The 25982-nt window shown below is 32.3% G+C and carries 23 protein-coding genes; 11 read left to right on the forward strand and 12 right to left on the reverse strand.

Translation table 11 applies throughout. The annotated features are described in order from the left end of the window. The first annotated feature begins 59 nt into the window (after positions 1–59). From ATO12_RS15395 to ATO12_RS15420, 6 genes are all read left to right on the forward strand, one after another. Positions 60–890: a DUF2306 domain-containing protein gene (locus ATO12_RS15395; protein WP_034243188.1), complete on the forward strand. Its 831-nt coding sequence runs from the start codon at positions 60–62 to the stop codon at positions 888–890. Between the two features lie 33 nt (positions 891–923). Continuing rightward, positions 924–2084, forward strand: a complete 1161-nt coding sequence (locus ATO12_RS15400) for an acyl-CoA dehydrogenase family protein (RefSeq protein ID WP_117590057.1) — start codon at positions 924–926, stop codon at positions 2082–2084. 102 nt (positions 2085–2186) lie between these two features. Continuing rightward, the gene (locus ATO12_RS15405) at positions 2187–2783 is read left to right on the forward strand and encodes an RNA polymerase sigma factor (protein WP_034243193.1); all 597 of its coding nucleotides are present in this window, start codon (positions 2187–2189) and stop codon (positions 2781–2783) included. Beyond that, entirely contained in the window at positions 2780–3223 is a 444-nt protein-coding gene (locus tag ATO12_RS15410) for a hypothetical protein (protein ID WP_034243195.1), read from the forward strand. The genes ATO12_RS15405 and ATO12_RS15410 overlap by 4 nt, the downstream gene beginning before the upstream one ends. 68 nt (positions 3224–3291) lie before the next feature. Further along, positions 3292–3666 (forward strand): hypothetical protein, encoded by a 375-nt coding sequence (locus ATO12_RS15415; RefSeq protein ID WP_034243199.1) that lies wholly within the window; start codon positions 3292–3294, stop codon positions 3664–3666. Positions 3667–3776: 110 nt separating this feature from the next. Next, a complete protein-coding gene (locus ATO12_RS15420; protein WP_117590059.1) occupies positions 3777–5534 on the forward strand; it encodes a serine hydrolase in 1758 nt (585 codons plus the stop codon). 611 nt (positions 5535–6145) lie between these two features. On the opposite strand, the gene ATO12_RS15425 is transcribed toward ATO12_RS15420, so the two are convergent. From ATO12_RS15425 to ATO12_RS15435, 3 genes are read right to left on the reverse strand one after another with little or no spacing between them, the layout of a single operon-like run. Further along, positions 6146–7285, reverse strand: coding sequence for a peptidylprolyl isomerase (locus ATO12_RS15425; RefSeq protein ID WP_034243202.1), 1140 nt, complete (start codon positions 7283–7285; stop codon positions 6146–6148). A gap of 12 nt (positions 7286–7297) precedes the next feature. Next, on the reverse strand, positions 7298–7849 hold the full coding sequence (gldI, locus tag ATO12_RS15430) for a gliding motility-associated peptidyl-prolyl isomerase GldI (RefSeq protein ID WP_034243204.1): 552 nt from the start codon (positions 7847–7849) through the stop codon (positions 7298–7300). Beyond that, complete coding sequence (locus ATO12_RS15435) at positions 7846–8862, reverse strand: DHH family phosphoesterase (RefSeq protein WP_034243207.1); 1017 nt, start codon at positions 8860–8862, stop codon at positions 7846–7848. Before ATO12_RS15435 ends, gldI begins: the two co-directional genes overlap by 4 nt. A 79-nt stretch (positions 8863–8941) precedes the next feature. Between ATO12_RS15435 and ATO12_RS15440 the strand changes: the two genes are divergently transcribed. Beyond that, positions 8942–9967, forward strand: coding sequence for an alkaline phosphatase D family protein (locus ATO12_RS15440; RefSeq protein ID WP_034243210.1), 1026 nt, complete (start codon positions 8942–8944; stop codon positions 9965–9967). Between the two features lie 222 nt (positions 9968–10189). Next, positions 10190–10609, forward strand: coding sequence for a nucleoside-diphosphate kinase (locus tag ATO12_RS15445; RefSeq protein WP_025666274.1), 420 nt, complete (start codon positions 10190–10192; stop codon positions 10607–10609). Between the two features lie 66 nt (positions 10610–10675). On the opposite strand, the gene ATO12_RS15450 is transcribed toward ATO12_RS15445, so the two are convergent. The 5 genes from ATO12_RS15450 to ATO12_RS15470 form a co-directional block, all read right to left on the reverse strand. Then, positions 10676–11785 (reverse strand): C1 family peptidase, encoded by a 1110-nt coding sequence (locus tag ATO12_RS15450; RefSeq protein WP_034243213.1) that lies wholly within the window; start codon positions 11783–11785, stop codon positions 10676–10678. Positions 11786–11868: 83 nt separating this feature from the next. Next, a complete protein-coding gene (locus ATO12_RS15455) occupies positions 11869–14421 on the reverse strand; it encodes a TonB-dependent receptor plug domain-containing protein (RefSeq protein ID WP_034243216.1) in 2553 nt (850 codons plus the stop codon). Positions 14422–14425: 4 nt separating this feature from the next. Further along, a complete protein-coding gene (locus tag ATO12_RS15460; RefSeq protein WP_034243218.1) occupies positions 14426–15340 on the reverse strand; it encodes a FecR family protein in 915 nt (304 codons plus the stop codon). A 189-nt stretch (positions 15341–15529) separates the two neighbouring features. Further along, complete coding sequence (locus ATO12_RS15465) at positions 15530–15883, reverse strand: four helix bundle protein (RefSeq protein WP_034243220.1); 354 nt, start codon at positions 15881–15883, stop codon at positions 15530–15532. A gap of 60 nt (positions 15884–15943) precedes the next feature. Further along, on the reverse strand, positions 15944–16393 hold the full coding sequence (locus tag ATO12_RS15470) for an RNA polymerase sigma factor (RefSeq protein WP_394331715.1): 450 nt from the start codon (positions 16391–16393) through the stop codon (positions 15944–15946). Positions 16394–16632: 239 nt separating this feature from the next. Here ATO12_RS15470 and ATO12_RS15475 point away from each other — a divergent pair, with 239 nt between their 5' ends. Then, a complete protein-coding gene (locus tag ATO12_RS15475; protein WP_034243227.1) occupies positions 16633–17796 on the forward strand; it encodes a hypothetical protein in 1164 nt (387 codons plus the stop codon). Between the two features lie 416 nt (positions 17797–18212). On the opposite strand, the gene ATO12_RS15480 is transcribed toward ATO12_RS15475, so the two are convergent. Both ATO12_RS15480 and ATO12_RS15485 read right to left on the reverse strand, forming a co-directional pair. Beyond that, the gene (locus ATO12_RS15480; RefSeq protein ID WP_034243230.1) at positions 18213–19868 is read right to left on the reverse strand and encodes a SusD/RagB family nutrient-binding outer membrane lipoprotein; all 1656 of its coding nucleotides are present in this window, start codon (positions 19866–19868) and stop codon (positions 18213–18215) included. A gap of 10 nt (positions 19869–19878) precedes the next feature. Next, positions 19879–23142, reverse strand: coding sequence for a SusC/RagA family TonB-linked outer membrane protein (locus ATO12_RS15485; RefSeq protein WP_034243234.1), 3264 nt, complete (start codon positions 23140–23142; stop codon positions 19879–19881). A 459-nt stretch (positions 23143–23601) separates the two neighbouring features. On the opposite strand from ATO12_RS15485, the gene ATO12_RS15490 reads away from it, so the two are divergent. Together ATO12_RS15490 and ATO12_RS15495 are read left to right on the forward strand one after the other, a co-directional pair. Beyond that, positions 23602–24726: a hypothetical protein gene (locus tag ATO12_RS15490; protein ID WP_034243242.1), complete on the forward strand. Its 1125-nt coding sequence runs from the start codon at positions 23602–23604 to the stop codon at positions 24724–24726. A 123-nt stretch (positions 24727–24849) separates the two neighbouring features. Continuing rightward, positions 24850–25242: an acyl-CoA thioesterase gene (locus tag ATO12_RS15495; protein WP_034243245.1), complete on the forward strand. Its 393-nt coding sequence runs from the start codon at positions 24850–24852 to the stop codon at positions 25240–25242. Here the strand turns inward: ATO12_RS15495 and ATO12_RS15500 are convergent. Beyond that, positions 25228–25524: a DUF721 domain-containing protein gene (locus ATO12_RS15500; protein ID WP_034243248.1), complete on the reverse strand. Its 297-nt coding sequence runs from the start codon at positions 25522–25524 to the stop codon at positions 25228–25230. The two genes, ATO12_RS15495 and ATO12_RS15500, sit on opposite strands and share 15 nt — an antisense overlap. Beyond that, a complete protein-coding gene (locus ATO12_RS15505) occupies positions 25524–25937 on the reverse strand; it encodes a hypothetical protein (RefSeq protein ID WP_034243251.1) in 414 nt (137 codons plus the stop codon). Before ATO12_RS15505 ends, ATO12_RS15500 begins: the two co-directional genes overlap by 1 nt. Between the last annotated feature and the right edge of the window lie 45 nt (positions 25938–25982).

The raw sequence follows: 25982 nt of genomic DNA on the forward strand, positions 1-25982 counted from the left end.
AAAAGAAGTAAGAAACTTGACGCTTATCATCAACCATCATCAATTAAAAAACGAATACAATGAAATTAGAAAATAGTAGTGCAAATATTGCACAATCTAAAGCTATGAGAGCAGATAAAGCTTTGAGTACCACGGTAGCATTTTGGTTCCTAATAGCCGTTATAGGTCAATGGATCTTTGTATATTATGTAGCTTTCTTTTATGGTAGTTCTGCGATAAAAGGAGATTTTGAGAAATGGAATGAAGTTCTTCCTCATGGGTACATTCCTGGTGAAACTATGGGTAATTTAGCAGTTGCCTTACATATCGTCTTAGCTATCATTATTATGGTAGGTGGACCGCTTCAGTTTATTTCTCAAATTCGTACCTATGCCCGCACTTTTCATCGATGGAATGGTCGTATCTATATCTTCACAGCACTATTGATTGGTGTTGATGGACTTTATATGATTTGGACTCGTGGTAATGTAGGAGGGTTTATTGGTCAAGTAAGCGTTAGTATCAATGCCTTTTTGATTATGTTTTTTGCTATTATGTCCTGGCGCACAGCAGTTGCTCATGATTTTAATAAACACAGACGATGGGCACTTAGATTGTTTTTGGTATCAAATGGTGTCTGGTTTTTTCGTATTGGATTAATGTTTTGGCTTTTTGTTAATGGCGGCCCGGTTGGTTTTGATCCAGAGACATTTCGGGGGCCATTTCTCGTATTCCTGGGTTTTGGTCAATTTTTAGTACCACTAATCATTCTAGAACTCTACTTCAGGGCACAGGATCAAAGTGGTACTCTAGGTAAAATAAGTATGGCAATTCTTCTTTTTTTTCTAACCATTATGACTGGTATTGGAATTTTTGCTGCCACTATGGGTATGTGGTTGCCTCGCATTTAAAGTATACCTGTAATCACTAATCAATGCTTAGAAATGAAGAATCAGAACATGATAATAGATCATCAAAAAGTTAACAAAAAAACCGAACTAGACAAAGTATGTGATAAACTTTACGAAGTTGAGAAGACCAAAAACTATAAAGAATTCTATGCTTTTATAAAAACAACAAAATTACCCTTTATTCCTTGTCATGAGAAAAATATAGAAACGGTTTATCAGGAATGCTTCGGGGTTTTGCATAAGATTGGCAAAATATCAATTCCTGTATCTGTGGCGTTGTCTATGCATTATTACATTCTGGCATCATTATCATCTTTTCCTTTTTCAAAGAAAAGCATGCAATATTGGAAAAGAGAAGCTCTGCTAAAAAAGATAGAAAAAGAACAAATATTGATTGCCAATACCGGATCAGTACGCACATTTAAAGAGGTCTCTGGTAACAAAGGTATAGTGGCACAAAAAGAAAGGAATCGTTACATAATAAATGGCAGGGCTCCATACATGTCATTGTCTGGTGTGGCAGATTATTTAGTATTCACCGCAACATTAACCAAAGGTACCAAAGCAGTATTTTTTCTACCTGCAAATGATGATAAAATCAAATTCGAGAATGCTGCATTTGGCGATACAATGAAAGGATCGTTTACAAAATCAGTTATATTCAAAAATTTGATAGTGAGTAGTACCAATGTTATTAAACTGGATAACACTAATGAAGAGAGGTGTGAACTTTTAATTTATCAGAGATCGTGGTTTCAGGCATTGGTACCTGCTTCTTATCTTGGAGCAGCATTCTGTGTGATTTTGCACTTAAAAGCATTCAGTCAAAAAAAAATCAAAAATGATAAAAAATTATGTGAGTCAGATCATTTTCTTAATAGCCTGGGAGAGTTAATGATAAAATATAAAACTGGATATATGCTATGTGAGCATGCAGGAACTACAATAGCAAATTTTGAAAAAGGAAATAAAGCATCATTAGAAAAAATATTTGAAACATCCGTAGGAGCAAAGTATTTCTCAACACATTTTTCTGAAGAAATTATTAATAAAGCAAGATATATAATGGGGTCAGAATTTTTGTCTTCCAATTCTTTAACCAATAAAATCTATAAAGAAATAGTATATGGGGTTTTACAACCCATGACCGACATAGACATAAAAGAACATTTTGGCAAGTCATTATTGATGTAATAAAAGCTATAATTTCTTATGATATTTGAAGCTTGGCAAAAAAATACATGATAATGTGCAACCTTTTTTTCCATAAGCTGTCTAATCTTGATATTGGACTATATGGAACGAAAAAGTACAATAGATAAAGATTTGATTAAAAAGGTATTAGGTGGTGATTCTAGTGCGTTTGAAACTATTATTTCTAATACTAAAGGGTTAGTTATTCAGATCATTTATAAGATGGTCAAAAACCCTGAAGACAGAAAGGATCTGGTGCAAGAAGTATACTTAAAAGTTTATGATAAGCTAGAGAGCTTTAAATTTAATGCTAAACTATCTACCTGGATAGGAACGATAACATATAATACTTGTCTAAATTATCTGAAAAAGAAAAAAATACCTATTCTGGATATAGATCAAAATGAGGAAAAGGAAGTTTGGGAAAGAATAAGTATTCACACGTTTTGTTATTCTGATAATCAGACAGAATCATACATCTTTAAAAAAGAACGTTCTCAAATATTGACCTTAGCAATAGAAAAATTACCTCCTTTATACAAAACCTTGATTATGCTTTATCATAATGAAGAATTAAGTTATTCAGAAATAAAAGAAATCACTGGTTTGCCAGAGGGAACCGTAAAGAATTATTTGTATAGAGCTAGAAAAAAATTAAAAGAAAACCTATCTCTTCATTATAAAAAAGAAGAACTATGAAAATAGAACATCCATATGATAAAGATATTCAGGAATATACTTTTGATGCATCAAATTGTAGTAATGAAATTATTGAACATATCAATTCATGCGAAGTATGTAAAAAAGTTTCTGAAAGTTATTTGGTGTTGTCTAGAGAACTTAAATCTCAACCAGAACCTGTGTTAGAATTTGATTTATCAGAATTGATCTTAGATCAGCTAAACTTCTCTAAAAAAGAACCAATCTATAATTACCTTCTCTCTTTTATAATCATAATGAGCTTAGGGATTACTTTTTTTGCCATTTATGTTTTTAGAGACACGTTCAGTAACATATTTAGTGCAAATATTACGATTTCAAACTATTTTATTGTTAGTGTAACGATCTTTATTTCATTATTTCTAGGCCTGGATATGTATAGATCTTACTATAAAAAAATAAATATGTTGAAGTATTAACAAAAGGATTGCAACATTTAAGATGGGTAGTTGTCTAATCCCATATAAACATAAAAAAGATACAGATTATGAACTCAATATTTATTACTCCCACGCAATATATAGATCCAGATTTTATTAAAATGGGCGTCTTTATTTTTATTATTGTTTTGGTAATGCTTTTTGCGTTATTAATTATAAGAAAAATACTAGAACATAAACTAAAAAATAAAATCATAGATAAAGGAATATCTGAAAATATTGTTTCTTCTATTCTACAAAGAAAATCAGATGATCATCATATCAATATTAAATGGTTCGCCATTTTAATGAGTACAGGAATCGGACTGTTCATTGTTAATTATACACTACCTTTAGGAATACATTCTTTTGCTATCATGGCGATCAGCATTTCGATAAGCTTTTTACTCTACTTCTGGTATTTAAAGCGATTTGATAAGTAATACTTTTTAGAAACTAAAATCAAAAAAAACGGCAAGTTTATATGTAGCCCTCAAAAAGGGGCTTGGATAAATACGTCCTAATAGTAACCATAGAAAAAATTAATACAATTATGAAAAAAGCATTGTTAACCTTAATCACCCTTGTTCTATTATTTGGAAGAACGACTTCATATGCACAAAAAGCAGATAAAGATAAATTTATCATTAAAAAAATAGATAATTACTTAAATGACAACATCGCAAATGGGTTTTCGGGAGCAGTTTTGGTAGCAAAACAAGGAAAAATTATTCTTAATAAAGGATATGGTTTGGCGAATAGAGAAGATAATATTTTGTATTCATCTAATACAGTTGCTACAATAGGATCTACAACAAAACAATTTACAGCAACTGCGATACTAAAATTGGTAGAGTTTAATAAAGTAAAAGTAACCGATCCTCTTAGTACGTTTTTTGCTGATCTACCCAATGATAAAAAAGATATTACGATTCATCAACTATTAACACATACTTCGGGACTAATCGATGTAATTGGTGAGGGGGATTTTGATTATATCCCGAGAGAAGAGTTTTTTAAGACATTATTTAATACAGAATTAATTCAGAAACCGGGTTTAAAATACAGGTATTCTAATGCAGGTTATAGTATACTGGCACGAATTATCGAATTGGTTTCGGGACAGGAGTATGAGCATTTTATAAATGAATATTTGTTTAAACCTGCCGGGATGAAACAAACAGGGTATTTTATTCCTAACTGGGATAAAAAGAAGATAGCAAGTGGTTATATGAATACTATTATACCTGTAGGAACGATGATTGAGCGATATCATGAAGCCGGTAATAAAGTATCATGGACTCTAAAAGGAAACGGGGGTATTCATTCTACACCCGAAGATATGTATAAATGGTATTTGGCTCTAAAATCGAATACGGTTTTATCAAAATCACTAACAAAAATATTAACTACACCTTACACTCCAGAGCAAGAAAACAGATCCAGTCATTATGCTTATGGATGGGCAATTTTTAATTCAGATAGAAATACAAAAATAGTAAGTCATAACGGGGGAAATCGTATATTTTTTCATGATTTTATATGGCTTCCAAAAGAGGATGTGGTCATTATATTTTTTACAAATGCAACCAGTAGAGAAGTCGAACTTGCATGGCCTATAGAAAAAATGATTTTTAATGCAGATTACCAGCCAAAACCAATTAAAAAGAACCTTAGTTTTTTTATACTCGACTTCATTAAGAAAAATGAAATAAACCAGTCAAATGTTTTGACAACAATGATCAAAAAAGAGTATAGCTCTAATTTGAGAAATGGTGATGCTCTTAATGATATGGGATATATGATATTAAGGCAAGAGGAGAATCCTGATTGGGCAATAGAGTTATTTAGATTAAATGTTCAATTATTTTCGGATAATGGTAATCTTTGGGATTCTCTTGGTGATGGATATAAGAAAAAAGGAGATAAAGAAAAAGCAATTAAGGCATATCAAAAAGCATATGAACTTGATCCATCGCTTACTGCATCAATTAATTCATTAGCAGAGTTTGGTATTAAGGTCGAAGCGAAAGTTAAAAAAGAAGCTGTTGTTGATCATTCGATCCTAAAAAGTTATACAGGAAAATATGAGCTTAAACCAGGGTTTGTATTAACAGTAATGTATAAAAATGGTAAGTTAATGATTCAACCAACCGGTCGGGATTCTATGCTAATGTTTGCAGAATCGAATGAGAAATTCTTTCTAGAAAAAATAAATGCAAGTATTCGATTCAATAAGAAGGATGATGGTAAAATAGAAAGTTTAACTCTTATAGAGAGTGGAGAAGAAATGCTTGCAAACCGATTATAGAGCATATAAAACAAAAAACATCCCGAATTAGTCGGGATGTTTTTTTGTTTTAACTATCAGGATATTATAGAATTTTTTTTCTTCTTCTTTACCTTGAATACTTACTAATTCAAGTCAAATATAGCGTAGACATTAAGAATGATTGAACGAGCACGTATTCTACCATAGCCCCTTACTTAAAAAAACAATTAGTCAAAACTTGTTTTAAAATAGAAAATTTGACAGAACATACTTTTTCGAAATTCTGTTTGATCTCCATCCTGTTTTTTAAAAAGGATTTATACCTCTCAATTTTTACAAACCTATACAGATACACAGCCTACACGTCCGCCATTCATTGCACAGCAAAATACTGAGGAATAGAATGTTTCATACTCCCAGCAGTCTTCCGGTCCATTACCAATAATTTTACTTAGACTTTCTCTATTAAGTTTTTTAACCCCTTGAATGTTTAAAATTGATTTCATGAAAATTGTTTTTAATTAATTTGTATGATATGAATATAACAAAAATATGTGAGAGGCAAAAAATGTTTTAATGAAGTTGCACTAAAAAGGGCCGCCTAAATACTTTTTAGACGGCCTCTTTTGTTATACTCTATGTTCTAAATTTTATTGTTTAGCTTCTTCTTTACTTTGTATACTAGCTAATTCTACCTCAAAAATAAGATCGCTATTTGGTGGAATTCCTCGATTACCTCTTTCACCATATGCAAGATGAGAAGGAATAAAAAGTATAGCTTTAGAGCCAACATTTTTTAGTTGCAATATACCTTCTCTAAAACCAGCAATCATTTTTGCTTCTGCAGAATATGGCATTGGTGCAGGATCATATCCTCTTTGTGCAGCTCTACGCTTATTAAAAACCCCAAGTTCTTTTGCTTTTTCGGCAATATTAGTATCAAAAACTTTTCCATCTGTGAAATACCCTGCATAATTTACGCCCACCATTTCTCCTGGCTTAGGTTGTTGTCCGTCTCCTTGCTTTGTATGTATAATTTCAAGACCACTTTCTAATTTTGTTGCTGTACTTTTTAGTTCATTAAACTTTGCAGCAATAGCTTCATTACGTTCCTTTTCTAATCGTTCTTTTTCGGCCTTTTCTTCTTCAATAACTTTTAGCTTATCTGTAAATGCAGTTTCGGTATTAAAAGCTTTAGCATCTGATCCTTTGCGAATGATGTTAACTTCCGTCATTTTTACTTCTGCTTCTGGCTTATCTCCAGGACCTGTTTTGGTAACACCAATACTATCAATAATGTCTTGTCCTAAAACAATTTCTCCAAAAACAGTATGTTTTCCATTTAACCATGGAGTTTCTTTTAGTGTAATAAAAAACTGGCTTCCATTAGTATTTGGCCCAGAATTAGCCATAGATAAGATTCCTTTTGATTTATGAGTAAGTGAATCTACTATCTCATCAGGAAATTTATACCCGGGGTCTCCTGTACCAGTTCCCAGAGGATCTCCAGTCTGGATCATAAAGTCTTTAATTACTCTGTGAAATATAATTCCGTTATAATATTTTTTCCCTTTATAAGTACTATCGACCATAGTATTGGTACCTTCTGCCAGAGAAACAAAGTTGGCCACCGTCATAGGAGTAAGGTCATAGTGTAATTTGGCTACCGCAGTACCTTTGTTTGTAACGATTTCGGCATAAATACCTTCTTTTAAATCAGGGTATTTTTCATTGCAACTGTTAAATGCTAATGCAATAATAGCTAAGAATAATAAATTTAATTTTTTCATTTTTGCTGGTAATTAATTTTCTGTTGTTGATTCTTTTGTAATTGTGTTAAGTGTTACTTCTGCTATTAACGGAATATTTGTGCCAATCTTATTATCATCTCCATAATATCCATATGCTTGATAAGAAGGAAACAGAAATGTTACCATTTCACCTTGCTTCATAAGCTTTAATCCTTCTCTAAGACCTAAAAAAAGTTCTTCTTTATCAATACGATATGTAATTGTATTTAATTCTTGTTGTGAATAAATTACTGTACCTCCTAAATCTTTTACATTATAATCAAAGGTTACGATATCTCCAAATTGTGGTGTAATAGTGGATACAGTGTCTTTTTTGGTATAGAAATACCAGAATCCTGTTTCTGAGGTTATATAAGTATGAGTAGAGTCTTCATTAATGATTTTTTGAATTCTAGCTTCTTCTCTTGCTGCAAGTTCCTTATTGCGATTAATAGATTCATTTATAAAAGAACCAGATTTAATACTTACAGGTCTTCGGGCTTCAGGTGTTTTACAAGAAGAAAATAAAAAAAGAAGACAAAGCGTGTGAAGGGCTAATCTCATTGATTCAGGACTTTTTTATAAGTCGGTAAGATACTAATAAATTTCTCAACAGTATTAGATAATGAGAGATTACTTCTTCCGCCAGCTGCATTATTATGCCCTCCTCCTTCAAAATGATTTCTAGAAAATTCGTTTACCGAGAAATCACCCTTAGAACGTAGAGAGATTTTGATAATTTCTTCTCCTTTATTCTCTATAAAAATAGCCGCAAACTTAATTCCTTTTATAGAAAGTCCGAAATTAACAAAACCTTCGGTGTCTCCTTTTTTGAAATTGTGTTGATCCAGTTCTTTTTGAGATAAAGTAATGTATGCTGTTTTATATTCTGGGAGTACTCTTAGGTTATTTAGAGCAACACCTTTTAATTGAATTTTGGACAGTGTATTGGTATCATAGATATTTTCGTGTATTCGTGTATTATCTGCCCCCCGGTCGATTAGATCTGCTATTACTTTATGAGTGGTACTCGTGGTAGATCTGTATCTAAAAGATCCAGTATCTGTCATTACTCCAACATAAATACAGGTTGCAACCTCCGAGGTGATTTTATCCAGGTCATTTAGTTGTTCTATGAAATGATATATCATCTGGCAGGTAGAACTCATACTAGGGTCACTATACATAAATTCTGCATAATCTGCAGGTTGTTGATGGTGATCAATCATAATGAAACTGGTTTTGGTCTTTGCCAAAACATTTTCCATATCACCACTTCTAGAAAAGTGATTAAAATCTAAGGTGAAAATAAGATCTGCTTTTTCGATTTTTGATAAAGCAATTTTGGTATCGCTATCATACTTTAGAATCGTATTTTCACCAGGCATCCACTTTAAAAAAAGAGGATAATCATTTGGTGTAATAACTGTAACATTATGCCCTAAAGAAATAAGATAGTGATATAATGCCAAGCTAGAACCTATAGCATCACCATCTGGATTTTTATGGGTTACAATTACAATGTTTTTTGAAGACGAAAGAAGTCCTCGTATCTTGTTTATTTCAGTAGTATTCATAGGTCAGCGAAGATACAATAAATAATATTTTAGTAATATTAGAACGATTAATTTTGTTGAGTCACTAAATTTGATAGCCATGAGATATATCAATAGTTTTCTAATTTTGTTTTTTTGCGTACTTCAATTATCATTAGCACAAGATAAGACATCATCATCAGATTTTGTTATAGCTTTCGGAAGCTGTAATAAGCAGAACAGTCCTCAGCCTTTTTGGAATGAAATTTTAAAGAATACTCCTGATGTATTTATCTGGGGAGGGGATAATATCTATGCAGATTCTGACGATATGTCCAAAATAAAAAGCGATTATGGACTGCAAAACAGTAATCCTAATTATCAAAAATTAAAAAAAGTAGTCCCTGTAATGGCTACCTGGGATGATCATGATTATGGTAAAAATGATGCTGGGGTAGAGTGGAGTAAAAAAGAAGAGAGTCAACAGTTGTTTCTGGATTTTTTGGGAGTTGCAAAAGAAGATACTCTAAGAGCTAGAGAAGGAGTATATACATCAAGAGTTTTTGAAATTGAAAAAGGAAGTGTTAAAGTGATTGTTTTGGATACTCGATATTTTAGATCGGCTTTAAGAAAAAGTACAGAAGAAGGAAGACGGTATGAACCGTATGAAAATAACGAAGGAACTTTGTTGGGAGAAAAGCAATGGAAATGGTTCGAAAAAGAGCTGTCATCTAATTATTCTGATTTTGTTGTTATTGTAAGTAGTATTCAGTTTTTGTCATCAGAACATGGTTTCGAGACTTGGGGAAATTTTCCGCACGAAGTAAAACGATTAAAGGATGTGTTAATACGTAAAGGAGTACGAAATGCTATAATACTTAGTGGAGATCGACATATTTCTGAGTTTTCGATGACCAGTATAAAAGGACTTAAGTACCCATTAATTGATTTTACATCTAGTGGATTAACACATGCATATGAAGCATACAATGGAGAGTCTAATAAATACAGAATTGGCCGGGTAATCTCAATTCCTAGTTTTGGGATCCTAAAATTTGATCTTGATTCTTATACCGTAACTATGCAGATTAGAGGCAAAAATAATATTGTATTACAAGAGTATAAACGGCAATATCCTAAAGAATAGAAAAGTATTGAATATACTTTTCTTAACTATAAAAAGAAGAATACATCTATTAGGATATACACAATTAATTTTTAATACGACTCATTTCATATAATAATTCTTGTTTTTGATGCTTTTATATATATTTTTGCACAAAATTTAAAAAATCGGGTTTTTATATACCTAAGTAATAATTTGAAATACTTCTAATTATAAGAAGTATTTAGATAACAAAAACATACAATGGCAACAAACAGAACTTTTACAATGCTTAAACCGGATGCGGTAAGAAAAGGATACATTGGAGGAATTATTGAGCAAATTACGGCTTCAGGATTTAGAATTGTAGCAATGAAATTAACTCAACTTACTACAGATGATGCTGCGGCATTTTATGCAGTTCATAAGGAGCGTCCTTTTTATGGAGAATTAGTAGAGTATATGACAAGTGGTCCGATTGTAGCGGCTATTTTAGAAAAGGAAAATGCTGTAGAAGATTTCAGAACTTTAATAGGTGCAACAAATCCAGAAGAAGCTGCAGAAGGAACTATTCGTAAAAAGTATGCTACTTCTATTAGTGAAAACGCTGTGCACGGTAGTGATAGTGATGAAAATGCTGCTATCGAAGGAGCTTTTCATTTTGCAGGAAGAGAGCAGTTCTAAAAAGATATATTTCTTATTACAAAAAAGCTGTCTGTACATACAGACAGCTTTTTTGTGTTTTATAGATTATACTTTTTCTTTTATTTTTTTAGGGATTCCATCTTTATGAAGTAAAATCCCTACGGTTTTCATTCTAAAATATGCTTCAGACATATAAAGATACCCTTTTTGAGCTCCTTTAATGCCCCAGGAGTTTTTGATCTTATAATACGTTTTTCCTTTTTTATCAACGCCTTTACCAACTAAATGCATTAAGTGATCATCTGTAGTGTTGTAATTTTCGAATTCTTTTTGTCGAGATTCGGGAGTTACTTTATCTTCTTGGATATATTCTTTAAATGCATCTTTACGATCTTTTTTGTCGGTTAGAATTGCTAAACCATTTTTTTGAGAGAATCCTACTTCACTTACATCTCCGTCCCAGGCAACAGTATAACCTTCTTTTAAAGCGTGATCAACGACTTGTTGCAACTCATCAAGTGAGATATTGTGATATATACCATTAGAGAAATTATCTGGGATTTCGAGAATAAAATCGCTATTCATAGGATGATGAGTAAAAGAAGTTAGTGTGATGTAGTTATTTGCATCGATCCCAAGTTCTTTGGCAAACTCAATAGGAGTATACGTTTTATTGTTATATGTAAAAGTATCTGGTCTTTCTCCAAGATAGATATCTAACATTGCTTCGTAACTTTTCCACCAATTTTTCGAAAGAATTTTGTGCTTTACTGCATTATCAACCATATTGGTTAATAATTTTATTAATTCACTATGATCATGACGATCTGCATTACCTCCAGCAAAACCTGTATATATTTGATTAGGAACTATTCCGTGTTTATGAATAGATTTTATAACATCGTGAGCAAGTGCTCCTTCACTAAATTGAGCTTTACCTTGTCTTAGGATATAATTTCGGGCTTTATCGGTATATGTATTTCTAACCTGAAATAATTCTGATAAATCGTGAACACCGTGTCCTAGTCGAGCAATTTCTGATTCGATATAAGAGGTGGTAGAAAAACTCCAGCATGTACCTGTTTTTCCTTGACTAATAACAGGATTACATTGAAGAGATATTTGATCTGTGATACTATAATCGGGATGTGTTTCTTGCGCATATCCTATAGACAAAAATAGAAACATGCAATTAATAAAAAAGAGTTTTTTCATTTTAGTTATATGATTTGTAGGTGATCAAGGTACAAGAAAATAGACAAAAAAGGAAAACTCAACTAAAAAAATGAAGTAGTTATTTACCAAAAAATTCTAAAGCTAATATTAGGAGTAATCCCTAGTGATAGTATGTCAGAATTAATAAACTGGTTATTAAGAGAATTTGTTGTTCTAAACTCTCGGTTTAGTAAATTCTTTTTGTTGTATATATTTAGAACAGAAAGCCCAATACGATATTTTATATTAGGATTGTAACCTATTTTGAAATCATAAATAGCAGAGAAATCTAACCTGTGATATTCTGGAAGATTATTACTGTTAATCTCATCAAATTCTAAGATTACGATTTCACCACTTTCGTCTACCCCAGATACATTAGTATAGGCTTTACCTGTATGCCAGATCCAACCCAGGGAGAATTGAAAATTATTAAGCTTATAAAATTGAGACCATTTTACGGTATGTTCAATATTCCAATTACCAGGAAAGGATTCGTTATCATTAATACCTTCAAATGTATTACGGGTATTGATATAAGAATAACTAACCCAGGTTTTATAATTTTTAAACCTTTTTTTTAGAAAAAGATCGACACCAAAAATTCTACTTTCACCTACATGGTGGATATTATCTATAGGATTAATAAAACCAGAGGTTAATGTAGTAATATCTTCAATTTGTTTATAATACCCATCAATATCCAAATACCATTTATTTTTTCTAAAACTACTTCCTAATGTAAATTGATAACTACTGATCACAGGAAACTGCTCATTATTAGCTAATGTCCAGACTTGATTTTCGAGGGATAGGTCACTCACAACAGATTCCTGAATCTGGCTGGTTGATTGACTTCTGTATTCTAAACTGGTATTAATTTCCCAGTTTTGGGTAATATATTTTTGAGCAAACACCCTGGGTTCGATATAGGTTTTATCAAGCTCTGCATAAAAATTGAAACGTAACCCAGCCGAAACATAAAAGTTTTTTGGGTTATCGAATGTGTATTCTGCATATGCCGCATGTGTATTTAAAAAACGATCATCTTCATCCAAAATTAGCTCATAACTTGGGGTTGCAGTAACAAAGGCATATCTAATCGTATTGTTGGATAATTGATAGCCACCAGAAATGTTTTGATATTTTGATAGTCTGTAATTTAATCCAAGTTCTGCTCCGTAGTCTCCTACAGTGTTTTTTTTACTTTCGATTTCGGTTATCGCTCCAAGGTTTCTGGTTATAAATTGATAATTTAAAAGATATTTGGTGTAATACCCACTTACTTTGGTGTTAAAGGTGTTACTGTATGTGTGACTCCACTTAAAATTATATCCTTCATTCTCTGTAGTAAGATCATCATTAAAGGACTCTATAGTATCACTTCTTCTAAAATCTAAATCATTTTTACTATAAATCGTGTTAATTTCAATTTTGTCACTATCTGAAGGCTGTAGAATTAAATTGGCATTATAATCTATATAGAAAAAGTCATTACTCTCATTATTAAGGGCAACAGTCTCGGCAATTTTAGTATTCTGAAAAACTCGATCAGAGAGTTGTTTATAGGTAAATGTTTCTAAAACATCGGTGTATGATCTTCTTCCTGATACTTGTAATGATACTTTATCTCGTATGATGGGAATATGTGCTACCATATCTGCATTGATCATATTAAAACCAGCTCCGCCAGAAAAACGTTCTGCAATTTGGTTTTCGGACTTAATATCGACTACTCCTGCTATTCGGTCTCCATATTTGGCACTGACTCCGCTTTTAGAAAAATTCACTTCTTTGGCAACATATGGATTAAATGCAGATAGCATACCAAATAAGTGCCCTTGGTGGTATGTTTTTATGCCATTCCACAGTACTAGGTTTTGATTAGGAGCGCTTCCTCTTACAAATAACCCAGAGGCAGTTTCGAATGGATTATTAACACCTGGTGTAAGTTGTATGGTTTGTAAAATATCTGGTTCTGTACGTCCGGGAAGAATTTCTACATTATTTAAATCAATATGAATTACTTCTTTGTTTTGAGTAATTCCTTTAGCTAAATATTCCTGAATAAAAACTTCATCCAAAATTTCTTCATGTGCATTAGTAAGATATATTTTTATACACTCGTCGGTTAAAAACGATTTAGAATTCAAAACCCTTTGGCGAAACCCCGGAGCGCTAATTAAAATAACCGAATTGTATGGTACCTGATTATTTTCAAAATAACCCTTGCTATCAGTAGTTACATTAGTACGATTGGCTTTAAAAAAGATTCCTATATCTTTAAGCGGTTTTTCTTCTTCATCTAAAATATACCCACAAACAGAAATAGTATCTCTTTTATTTAAGACACTAATGGTAACAAAGTTTTCTCCTGTGATTTTAAACTGTAGTTTTGTTTGTTGTTGTAATTTTTTAACTAAATCTTTTAGAGAAAGTTGAGGGTTTAGAGTTATAGAAATATTTTTATCCTTTATAAAAGTATCGATGTAAGAAAATTTAATACTATAAAACGCTTCAATTATAGGAATTACTTCGGGGAGTGGTTTATTATTGATAGCAACGACTTTTGCTTCTTCCTGAGAAGAAACAGATATGCTACATAAGAAAATACATACACATAGAAGTCTTATCATTCTACTATTTTTCTAATACCACAGTCTTGCTATCTTTCGATACGCTATACTTCATGCCTAAGGTACTAAAAACTGTTCTAAGAGCAACTTCCTTATTGTTATTAGGGAAAGTTCCTGTATATATAGTTTCGAGATTTATCTCTGTTGTTTTAATTTTTAAATCATATTGTTCTTCAAGCTCCTTAAATACGTATTTGATAGGTATACTTCTAAACGAGCTTGTATTACTAAGCCAAGAAGGCTGTTTGATATCAAAAACCCAGCTTTCTGGCTCGATATTTTCAAGATTTCTATATCCTTTTCCTGCTGTTAGAATTTTTTTATTTTCCTTATTTGCAACACTAACTTTACCTTCATAACAAGTAACTTCAAAAAAAGAATTTTGGGATTGTACATTAAATTGGGTTCCTAGTACAGAAACTTCTCCATTTTCGGTAGTAACAGTGAATTTACTTCCTTTTTTCACTTTAAAAAAGGCTTCTCCTTCTAAGGTTACCATTCTGTTTTCTTTCCAGTTTTCTTTGTCAAAACTTGCTAAAGATTTAGCATTTAGAATCATTTCTGATCCATCGGGTAGTGTTACAGATAATTGTTCTCCATAATCGGTGCTGAAAGACTCATTGGGGTTAAACAAAAAGATTCCCAGGATAATTGCAATCGAAGCGGCAACCGCAATATATGGCCATAATTTTATAACCGAATTAGAGTTTTCTTTTGCGGTATAACTCGATTTTGATTTTAAAGCAGAGAGTTCTTTGTCTGCATCATAATCTTTTAGATCCAAAGCATCTGCACCAGCCATTATTTTTGCATAATATTCATACTCAGGATGGGATTTAAACTCAAGAAGTTCCTCTTCAGAAAGCTCTCCGCTAATCCACCTGGATAAGAATATATCATCTTTTTTATCGTCTAACATAACTTCGGCATATAATATGTGAACGTTTTATTTTTAAATTACCCTACCTCTTTTAGTTATTTTTTTAAAATCATAAAAATATAACATCAAATAATGAGATAGTGTATTATTTATTTACTCTAAGTATTTTTGGTCAATAGTTTATAGTTAATAGTCTATGTCAATTACTTACCTATTTTTAAATTTATACTAGTGTAATGTTTTTCTTAAAGCTTGAATCATTTTAACAATTTCAGTTAACTTTTCATAAATGTCTTGAAACTGATTTTGATTAATTAAATTTCTTTTTTTAACTAAATGTAAGCAACTTACTACTTCTATAGCGGAGCGTAAAGCTATACTTAAGAATCGATTAAATTCCTTATTTGTTTGTCCGGTAGAACCTTCTGCTATATTAAGAGCTATTGAATCTGTGGCTCTTTTTATTTGAGAAGTTAATATATAAAGTTCATCTTTAGGGAAACTCTGGGTTAATTTATTAACATCTCCAGAAAGATCAATAGATTTTTGCCATACCTTTAGTTTTTCAAATTTAAACGCCACCTTTTATTATTGAATTTTAAATGATTTACCTAACCATTGACTAATTAACTATTAACTTCATTAAATATTCCCTATTTTTCCTCTTAGTGTTAATAATGCTTTATGCATCAATTTTTCTATTGCTTTTACAGAAACATTCGATAGCTCTGCAATTTCTTTATATGTTTTTTTATCTATTCGACTTAGCAGGAACACTTCTCTTTGGCGTTCTGGCAAATCAGCAATTGCACTTTTTAACTTTTCCATATATTCTTTTTCAAGAGCAATAAATTCTGGCGATTCGTGATTGACATCTGTTTTACGTTGTAAAATATAATCTTTGTATTTGAACTTTACTTTTTGATGCCTTGTAATACTAATACCGAGATTAGTCGCAATAGTATAAACATAACTTTTGGCCTTATCTATCGATACTTTAGAACAATTATTCCAGAGTTTAATAAATGCATCCTGAACAATATCTTCTGCCTGTTCCAGATCTCCAAATTTGTAATAAATATAATTCCTCAAAAGCTTAGAATTACTCTTGAAAAACTTGTCAAAGACTTGCTCGTTACATGTAGAATTATTGTTGTCAGACATTTAGGGGGATAAAAATATATTTTCAAATCTAGATTTTTTTTTCAAGCAATCAAAGAATAAAAAATGAAAGTAGGGGGGTAGGGTAATTTTTTTTTAAGCCGTTTCATTGTAAGAGAGGTTTAAAAAGCTTCTTGAAGAAAATTTAGTAACCCCTAAAATTATTTACGATGAAAAAACTTAGTATTTGGTATACGTTAATACTTACACTTGTATTGGGATTTACTTCTTGTGAAACTGAAGATTTTAATAGTGATCCAGAGGTTGAAATTGTTGTTGACAACAAAGAAGGAAGTGCGGTTTATAGTTTTGAAGCTAAAACAAGTGGGATTGATAATGATGCACAGACGATTTGGTCTGTAGATGGAAATGATATAGAAGGAGAGGATAAAGAAAATATTATTAATCAGATCTTAGATTATCTGTTTGAACCTGGTAAACATACCATTTGTGTTAGAATTATAACCGATCAGAGAACGATTGAAGCGTGCATTGATATAGAAGTAGAGGTAGATGAAAATGATCCTTGCCCTGATTTATTTTTTAGAAGTAAGCAATATCAAGGTCGATCTACATATAAGTTTTTTGCAGATTTTAGAGGGATTAATGAAGTGTCTTATGGATGGTATATTAATGATAGATTGGTAGAAGATTCTGCTCCTGGCGAAGACAATTATTTAATATGGAATTTTAAGGAGCCAGGAAGATATGAGGTATGTATCAAAACAGAAACACCCAATTGCCCAGAAGGAACTTCTTATTGTAAAGTTATAGAAGTAGAAGAATCAAGTTTGGTTTGCCCAGAAGTTTCTTTTACAAAAGAAATAGAACCGGGAACAGTGGGGACGTATACTTTTGAAGCCAAGATAGAAGGTGCAGATGAAGTAAGCCAAATACTATGGTATGTAGACGGAAACGTTGTCGAATCACCAAAAAATAATGATCCACAAGTAGGAAGCAGAACTCTTGTATATCAATTTAATTCTGGAGTGCATGAAGTGTGTTTAAAAGTAATTACACCAGATTGCCCAGAGGGAGTAAAATATTGCAAAGAGATAAGAGTAGGGGATTGCCCGGATCTGTCCTTTGAACCAGAACGAGATGGCGATAAAGCTGCATATTATTTTTATCCTGGAGCATTCGAAGGGATCGATGATGTTACTCTAGAGTGGTTTGTTGATGGGAAATATGTAGGTAAATCACCAGAGTTCCCGCATAACAACCCATTTTATCATGAATTTGATGGACCAGGGAGATATGAAGTGTGCTTAATGATAGAAACTCCAGAATGTCCTAATGGGACATCATTCTGTAAGGTTATAGAATTTGAATAATTACTTGATTTTCTATTCGCTTCTAATAAAAAGAATAGAATACAAAATATAATAAGTTAGTTAGGTTAGATTAATTAGGTTGATTCCCTGGGAGCGAGGCCATGCTTTCGGGGAATCTTTGTTTATAACCACAAGATGTATATTATAAATGGCTCTTAGTTTCTAAACAATAACTATTTAGCATACAAGTTAGAAAGAACAACATATCAGGCACAGTAGTTTTACGAAAAGATTCCTTTAGATTTATATTAATGTTCTAATAGATCTATTTGATCGGAGAATAGAAAGTCATAGAATGTAAAACGAGGGAATATTGTTGTAAGCAGTTTAGCAATTGTGATATGAATATAAAAAATAGGGGTGAGATTTTTTATCTCACCCCTAAACATTATGTTAATAATTACCGGGAATATTGATTAGTTCAGGTCCCAGAAAAGTTTTGTTTCAGGAAGATCACCACCTATTGCAGTAGAAGCAGCTTGCCAGTTTGAACCATTTAAGGTTTGCTCTATAATTGGATATGTATATCTATTAGGGAAACCAGAAACAGGTTCTGCAGGTGTAGCCAATATTGGGAAATCTAATAGTCTGATCGAAGTCCAGGCTTCGATACCTCTATTAAATAAAGCTATCCACTTTTGGTTACCAATTACTTCTTTCCAAGGGGTAGTAGCAGTACTCGCTGCTAAAGCAGTATCATAATCTACTGTTGGTTGAGCCAGGTATGTCATGGCATCGGCATTTGATCCTCCCCAACTTTCTATTGATTCTACTACGGCAATATCATAGTGACTTTTTGCTGTTCCACCCACTGCAAAAGTTCTTGCAGCAGCTTCTGCCAATAAAAACTCAACTTCTGCATAATCAAAAATTACACCAGGAGTTGCAGCAGCTTCTACATAATCAGATACATGAGAATGCGTAGAGAAACTTGATGTACTACCGATAGTTCCTCCTTTGTATCCAGAGAAAGAAATAGCATTATCTACTTCTGGTGTTTCAGAAATGTTTTCAATATCAATGGAAGAAACACTTATTCCAGAAATTGTTCCTAGTGAAACAGATCCGTTAAATGCTTCATCCCCTATTTCAATAGGAGCGTCTATAGGGTCTTCAAAATTTAAAGTTGTTGTTGTTCCCGCTGTAGTAGTAGATGTAATTGTACCAATGGTAATTGTAGTTTTTTCAAAAAACAAAGGCCTTCTTGGGTCATTTAATGTATTCATCATATCCACTATTGTAGCAGCAGCAACAAAATCTGCTCTTCCGCTTAGTACTAAGTTTGCATGAACAGGATTTGTATTAGGTGCGGCAGATAAATATGTGAAATTAGCATTATCGGCTCTGCTGGTAAATACACCACTTGCAACTGCTGATTCTACAGTAGTTTTGGCAAAAGCATTATCTACATCAGATAATAAGATCCCCATTCTAAGTTTTAAGGAAGCGGCAAACTTTTTCCATAGCGATACATCTCCACCATAAATATTATCGGCAGCCCCAAAACTTCCTTTACTGGTATCTAATGCATCGATAGCCGTTGTAAGCCTTCCAATCAAGGCTTTGTAAACTGTTTCACCATCATCATAAGCAGGTAATAGATCTTCGATATCCAAAGCTTCAGTGTAAGGAACATTTCCAAAAGTTTCTACTAATACACTATACGCATATATTGTTAATATTTCTATTACTTGAAGTTTATTGGCTTTAGTCTCAATGTCCTCAGGAAGCGAATATTTAGTATCTGTTATGATTTTAGAAGCTTCGTCTAAATCTTTTAAAACATCCTTATAAAGAACACTCCAGTGTGTAGCAGGAATGGTTCTTGTTACCTGGTCATAATTACTTTCATCTGTATAGGTCGTCTCTTGTAAATATTGCGCCCAAAGTTTTGTGTTATTATTATTCACATTTAGGTCAACCATTTGATCAACCAAATTCTTCTGCGCACCTGTAAATAAAGTTTCACCAGGAACAGAAGATGGATCTTTAATATTCTCGTTCAAACTCTCGAGGTTGTCCGAACAAGATGCTATAATTACTGCTGTAATTAGAATTAATATTTTTTTCATCTTTATTTTTTTAGAATTGTAATTTTAAGTTGAAACCTATGTCTCTGGTGGTTGGTAAAGAACCTACAGAATACCCTTGTAAGTTACCAGAACTCAAACCACTTTCTGGATCAGCATGTGGAAGATCTTTGTCGATAATCCAAAGGTTAGAACCAATTACACTAAAAGAAACATCATTTAAGAATGTTTTTTGAATTAATTTTTTAGGAAAACTATAGGTTATAGCAACTTCTCTTAATTTTACGAAACTTGCATCATATACAAAAGCAGCATCGGGTAATCCTCTTCTATATCCAAAGGCACCAAATCGATCTGCTCTAATTCTTGTAGTGTTGACAGATCCGTCAGGATTAACTCCAGGATTGATAAAACCACCACCGTTTGCCAAGGTGTTTCTTACAGGATTTCCTAGGTCATTGATAAAGGCAGTTTCTTCGTATAGACCTGTTGCTTGCCCATAGTATTGATCCAGAGACCAAATGCTTCCTCCTTGCTGGATATCAATTAAGAAACTAAGTGCAATATTTTTATAATTAAATTTATTAGAAATACCCATTAACCAATCTGGGTTAGTATCACCAATATTGTTGTTAGAAGCACTAGTCTTTATATATTGACCATTAGACTCATCTACAACTCTTTGACCATTTAGATAGGTGTAATCTGTTCCCTGGATTATTCCATAAGGCTGTCCTACAGTTGCATTAATGGTTATCCCTCCTTGAAAAGAACCTAATTGTAAGTTTTCTATCCCGTCTTCTAATGAAACTACAACGTTTTCATTTTTAGACCAGTTTACGTTTACATCCCAACTAAAGTTTTGTGTTTCTACAGGAGTCCCGTATAAAGACAATTCAACACCTTTATTTTCGATTTCTCCAGCATTTAAGATCTTAGAAGTATATCCGGTTCCTCTACTAACAGGAACTCCAAAAATTTGATCGATAGAATTGTTTTTATAATATGCAATATCAAATCCAAGTCTGTTTTGTAGAAGTTTCATTTCTAGTCCAAGCTCAATACTTGTTGTGGTTTCTGGTTTTAGATTTGGATTCTTTTTTATGTTTCCTACAGAAGTACTTGCGCTTCCTATCGGAGTGTTTACATTATAACTATCGTATAAGAAATCAAAAGGAGCACTATTACCTACTTCTGCATAGTTAGCTCTTAATTTACCAAACGAAATGAATTCGGCATCGATAAGATTAGAAAAGACAAAACTAGCTGCAATAGAAGGGTAATAGAAAGTACTATTCCCTTTTGGTAATGAAGAAGAATGATCTCTTCGTAAAGTTCCGTCAAGGAAATACGTTTGTTTGTATCCTAATGATGCACTTACATAGATACCATCTACACCAATTTTTTCATCTCTTTCTGCAGGTAATGGAAGTGGTCCCGCACTATTTTGTAAGGAGTATAATCTAGGAACACTTAGCCCACCGCTTGTAGATGCATGAACCGATTGAAAATGATTTCTTCTTATGTTAGTACCTAATATCCCCTTGATGTTTAATTCTTCGGTTAAATCTTTATGGAAATTAAGCATTAAGTCATAATTCGTTTCTGTATTTCGGATATCTTTTCTTCCGTATCCAGAATTTACTGTTGGTCTGGTTCCATCACTAGAGATAACACCAAATGCAGTAGCAACACTACCATTAGCTCTTCTTTCTTCTTGTAATTCAGAGTATGTATCGGTAGCAACTCTACCTGTAATATCAAACCAATCGGTTACTTTATAATTTAAAGAAACATTCCCTAAGAAACGATTTCTCATATCGGTTTGGTAGTTTTCATATCTTGTCCAATATGGGTTATCCCAATAAATAGGAAGAGATCCTGCATCTCTGCTAGCTGGATTCCAGGTAACATTTCTTCCTGTAGAAAAATAAATAGCTTCTTGTTGTTTTAGGTCAACATTGGTTTGCCACCATTGTTTAAACATACCAATGATGTTATCATTATATCCTGTTGAGTTACGACCAAGACCATTTGTTTTGATATAATTGGCGTATCCTGTAGCTGTTAATCGCTCACTAAGCTTGTAGCTTCCACTCATAGAGAAATTATGTCTTTTGATAGAGCTATTTGGTAACAAACCGGTTTGATCAAAATGAGTATAGTTTAATCTAAAAGTACCAGCATCAAATCCTTTATCTAAGGATATAGAATTTGTAACTGTTACCGGAGTTTCAAAAAAGGTAATAGGACCATTCTTAGCATTTACCCATGGAGTAGGTGTTCTGTAATTTGGCGAATCAGGATCAAAAGCATCCCATTGATACACTAAAATGTTAGAATCAAAGGCAGCTCCATAAGATGCATCTTCTGTTAAAGGAGTTACAAAATCTAAATTACCATCACCATCAATATCTACCAAATCTAAATAACTATCTTCTCCTGGTCCATAATAAGGTCCGTAACCACCACCATATTGATCCTGATATTTAGCAAATGTACTTTTGTCAATAGATCCGAATGTTAGTCCAGAACTAACTGTAATTCCCATACCTTTGGATTTACCTCCTTTTTTGGTAGTAATCATGATTACACCATTTGCAGCTCTGGATCCATAAAGAGCAGATGCGGCGGCACCTTTTAGAACATTTATAGATTCTATATCATCTGGGTTAATATCTGATGCAGCATTACCATAATCATAATATCCTCCCTGAGCTTGTCCCTGACCAGCAGAGTTGGTATTAGTATTGTTGATAGGAATACCATCAATAACGAATAAAGCCTGGTTACTTCCAGTTAAGGAAGCATTACCTCTAATAACCACATTGGTAGATCCTCCTAAGTTATTATTTCTTTTAATTTGAAGACCAGAAGCCTTACCAGAAAGAGAATTTACAAAATTTACAGTTTTTACTTTGTTTAAATCCTCTCCATCAACTTCTTGTGTAGAATATCCTAAAGATTTTTTATCTCTAGAAATACCAAGAGCCGTAACTACTATTTCTTCTAATTGAGAAGCCGTGACCTCTAATTGTACATTAATAGTTTTTTGGGCACCTACAATTACCTCCTGATCTGCAAAGCCAAGATAACTGAAAAGAAGAGTACTCCCTTCAGAAGCTTGTAACGAATACATTCCGTCAAAATCTGTTTGAGTTCCACTGTTGCTACCCTTTACTACAATGTTTACACCAGGTAATGGCATACCACCATCGTCTGTGACCTTACCTGTAATAGGGGTTTCTTGCGCAACAGAAAATTGCGTCACTAATACTGTTAGAAGTATTAGCATGTTTTTAGTTAATAATTTCATTATTGCATGTTAATTTTTGTTAGTAAGCAAGGTTATTAAGAAAATTTGCAGGATAATAAGGATAATGTTTTTTTAACAAAAGATTAACGGGAAAACTGTAAGGGTAATAATAAAAAACGACTAAATATTATTTTTTCTATTTATAAGGAAGTTTTTTTAATCGTTTTGAACTTTGTGATTTTATAACGATGAATATCGAATATTGTGATTTAAGATTCAATGTTTTTTTATTTTAATAAAGGTAAATTTAAATTCATCGAATTGTTTCGGTATTTTTAATTAAGTTAGATGTAATTAGATAGTCTTTTGATTCTAATTTTATTTTATATACATTCATCCATATTAAATAGAAGAATGGGGTAGGGTATACGAATTTGTAAACGTTATAAATATATCTAGAATAGTTTCATATTGAATAAATTAAGTACATATTGTAAAAGTTTTATACTCGCGTTAGTAATGTTTACATATTCTTGTGTAAATGATGACTCCTTTTTTCCTGATAGTATAGATGCTAAGATTACATCAACTACAACAATAGTATCTATTCTTAATGATATAAAAACCAGAAATTCGATAGTAAACGAAGAAGATCTGTGCTTTACTTTTAAATATCCATTAATATTTGGATATAATACAGATTCGACTATACGAGTTGATGACTATCAAGGATTGCTTAGAGTGATTTCTGGTCAAAGTGCAAATTTTAATATAACCGGGCTGCAATTTCCTATTCAGATCATGTTTAAAGGAGCAGATAGTGCAGTTCTTATAGAAAATGAAGATGCTTTGATTAATGTGCTTAGACAATGTGAGATAAAAACATTTAGAGACGTTTTTAACCATTTATATAAGCAATGTTTTAAGTTTGAATACCCTATTGTTTTAAGTGATAAAGACAATAAAGAAGTTGATATTGATAGTGAAGAAAGCTTTAGTCGTTTTCTTGTAGATCAAGGTGCTAGTTATCAACCAGGTTTTAAATTTCCAATATCAATATTGGTTGCTCCTGATCTTAAATCGAAACGGATATCTACATATTATGAATTTTATGAAATCATAAATAACTGTGTGGGTTGTCCTGCAATACGATTTGAAATCGAACCTTTACAAGATAATGAGTATAGGTTTATTCCCGACATTGAGGTTATGGAAGGATATCAATTGTTTTTTAAAATCAATGGAGAGGTGATTACCGATCAGACCATTGATGGCAATCCGTTTACAAGACGATTCACTCCAGGAACATACGAAACGTGTATAAAAGTAATTACACCTAACTGTCTTAAAGGAACGATTGCTTGTAAAGAAATTGTAGTAGAACCTATTTGCCCTGTTGTTACATATACTAATGAACGGGTTACAGGTACAAATACATATAAATTTAATCCCTCTGTTACAGGGGTAAGTAATGATGTTACTATAGGTTGGTACGTAAATGAAGTGTTTATCGAAAACTCATTGTTAAGTGCTGGGATAGTAGAATTAGATTTAGATCAAGGTACAAATAAGGTATGTGCAAAAGTAATAACTCCCAATTGTCCCGATGGGCAACAGTTTTGCGATGAGATAGTTGTTCCTTAACTCTTTCTGTAGTGTTAATGACAGAGCGCTAAATAGTAATATGTAGTAACTTTAAAATCCTTTTCTCTTATCAAGTATAAAACATGATATTTTTGATAGTTTTGTGATAAACAAAATGAAATCATGAAGTATCATACCAGAAAAATCGTAAAACCTGGAGATTTAAATTCTAATGAAACACTATTTGGAGGTAGATTATTAGAGTGGATAGATGAAGAAGCGGCATTGTATGCAATTATACAATTACAAAACAGACGGGTAGTGACCAAGTTTATGTCTGAAATTAATTTTGTAAGCTCTGCAGTACAAGGTGATATTATTGAAATAGGAATGGATGTCGTAAAATTTGGAAATACTTCTTTGATTCTTAAGTGTGAAGTGAGAAATAAATTAACACGCAAAACAATTATTAAAGTAGAAAATATAACAGTAGTTAATCTTGATGCCCATGGAAAACCAGTACCACACGGCAAAACTAAGGTTATTTACGAAAAAAAAGAGCTACCTCAGAACTAGTTTTTTGACTAATACTTTACCTAATTCATCATTGAGGTTATCTATTATTTTTTGTCTACCATAACTAAGTTCTTCCCTTAATACAGATGATGTAAGTTCAACATACACAGTTTCTCTTTCAAGTTTAATGTTTTGAGTATACTTTGTTATTGCAGGGCCCATTATTTTTTCCCAAACATCACGTACAGCAACCTTGTCCAACCCTTTTTGTAAATTGTTGTCAGAAACAAAGCTTTTTAAAACTTCTTCCATACTTTGATGTTCTTGATGACGTTTTGCCATTATAATTGTAGCTTTTGATATCGTTGATAAAAGTAAACATTTCCTGTTTCATTCTTGAACACTATCTCATTTTCTTTTGCAGAAATAATAGTTTCTTTCCATGTTGCTAACGAGTTTTTGTAATGTAATCTTACACTATCATTTTCTATAGTTATTGAAAATACCTCCTGGTTATCGGTAACTGTAAAACTCCCATCTAGTTTAGGGCGTACTTTTTTTCGTATTCCTATAGAGTCTTTAATCTCAAAAAAATCAATATCCTGATTGAACTTATATTCTTTTTCGTTTCCGTCAGAAAGTACTACTTTTTTAATTTCCCAGTACCCATCCAGGTATTGAATATGTTCTTTTGGATCTGTGGTCGTACAAGAAGTAATGTATAGAAGTAGTATATAAAGTAAAACTCGTCGCATATTTTATCTGAGTGTTTTTAATTTTTCTTTATTAACCAGAAGATT

The organism is Aquimarina atlantica (genome assembly GCF_000626715.1).
Lineage (GTDB): Bacteria > Bacteroidota > Bacteroidia > Flavobacteriales > Flavobacteriaceae > Aquimarina > Aquimarina atlantica.

Excerpts from the sequence above, each read along its gene's own strand:
- ATO12_RS15395 (WP_034243188.1), top strand. The coding sequence starts at position 60 with ATGAAATTAGAAAATAGTAGTGCAAATATTGCACAATCTAAAGCTATG.
- ATO12_RS15400 (WP_117590057.1), top strand. The coding sequence starts at position 924 with ATGAAGAATCAGAACATGATAATAGATCATCAAAAAGTTAACAAAAAA.
- ATO12_RS15405 (WP_034243193.1), top strand. The coding sequence starts at position 2,187 with ATGGAACGAAAAAGTACAATAGATAAAGATTTGATTAAAAAGGTATTA.
- ATO12_RS15410 (WP_034243195.1), top strand. The coding sequence starts at position 2,780 with ATGAAAATAGAACATCCATATGATAAAGATATTCAGGAATATACTTTT.
- ATO12_RS15415 (WP_034243199.1), top strand. The coding sequence starts at position 3,292 with ATGAACTCAATATTTATTACTCCCACGCAATATATAGATCCAGATTTT.
- ATO12_RS15420 (WP_117590059.1), top strand. The coding sequence starts at position 3,777 with ATGAAAAAAGCATTGTTAACCTTAATCACCCTTGTTCTATTATTTGGA.
- ATO12_RS15425 (WP_034243202.1), bottom strand. The coding sequence starts at position 7,285 with ATGAAAAAATTAAATTTATTATTCTTAGCTATTATTGCATTAGCATTT.
- gldI (WP_034243204.1), bottom strand. The coding sequence starts at position 7,849 with ATGAGATTAGCCCTTCACACGCTTTGTCTTCTTTTTTTATTTTCTTCT.
- ATO12_RS15435 (WP_034243207.1), bottom strand. The coding sequence starts at position 8,862 with ATGAATACTACTGAAATAAACAAGATACGAGGACTTCTTTCGTCTTCA.
- ATO12_RS15440 (WP_034243210.1), top strand. The coding sequence starts at position 8,942 with ATGAGATATATCAATAGTTTTCTAATTTTGTTTTTTTGCGTACTTCAA.
- ATO12_RS15445 (WP_025666274.1), top strand. The coding sequence starts at position 10,190 with ATGGCAACAAACAGAACTTTTACAATGCTTAAACCGGATGCGGTAAGA.
- ATO12_RS15450 (WP_034243213.1), bottom strand. The coding sequence starts at position 11,785 with ATGAAAAAACTCTTTTTTATTAATTGCATGTTTCTATTTTTGTCTATA.
- ATO12_RS15455 (WP_034243216.1), bottom strand. The coding sequence starts at position 14,421 with ATGATAAGACTTCTATGTGTATGTATTTTCTTATGTAGCATATCTGTT.
- ATO12_RS15460 (WP_034243218.1), bottom strand. The coding sequence starts at position 15,340 with ATGTTAGACGATAAAAAAGATGATATATTCTTATCCAGGTGGATTAGC.
- ATO12_RS15475 (WP_034243227.1), top strand. The coding sequence starts at position 16,633 with ATGAAAAAACTTAGTATTTGGTATACGTTAATACTTACACTTGTATTG.
- ATO12_RS15480 (WP_034243230.1), bottom strand. The coding sequence starts at position 19,868 with ATGAAAAAAATATTAATTCTAATTACAGCAGTAATTATAGCATCTTGT.
- ATO12_RS15485 (WP_034243234.1), bottom strand. The coding sequence starts at position 23,142 with ATGAAATTATTAACTAAAAACATGCTAATACTTCTAACAGTATTAGTG.
- ATO12_RS15490 (WP_034243242.1), top strand. The coding sequence starts at position 23,602 with ATGTTTACATATTCTTGTGTAAATGATGACTCCTTTTTTCCTGATAGT.
- ATO12_RS15495 (WP_034243245.1), top strand. The coding sequence starts at position 24,850 with ATGAAGTATCATACCAGAAAAATCGTAAAACCTGGAGATTTAAATTCT.
- ATO12_RS15500 (WP_034243248.1), bottom strand. The coding sequence starts at position 25,524 with ATGGCAAAACGTCATCAAGAACATCAAAGTATGGAAGAAGTTTTAAAA.
- ATO12_RS15505 (WP_034243251.1), bottom strand. The coding sequence starts at position 25,937 with ATGCGACGAGTTTTACTTTATATACTACTTCTATACATTACTTCTTGT.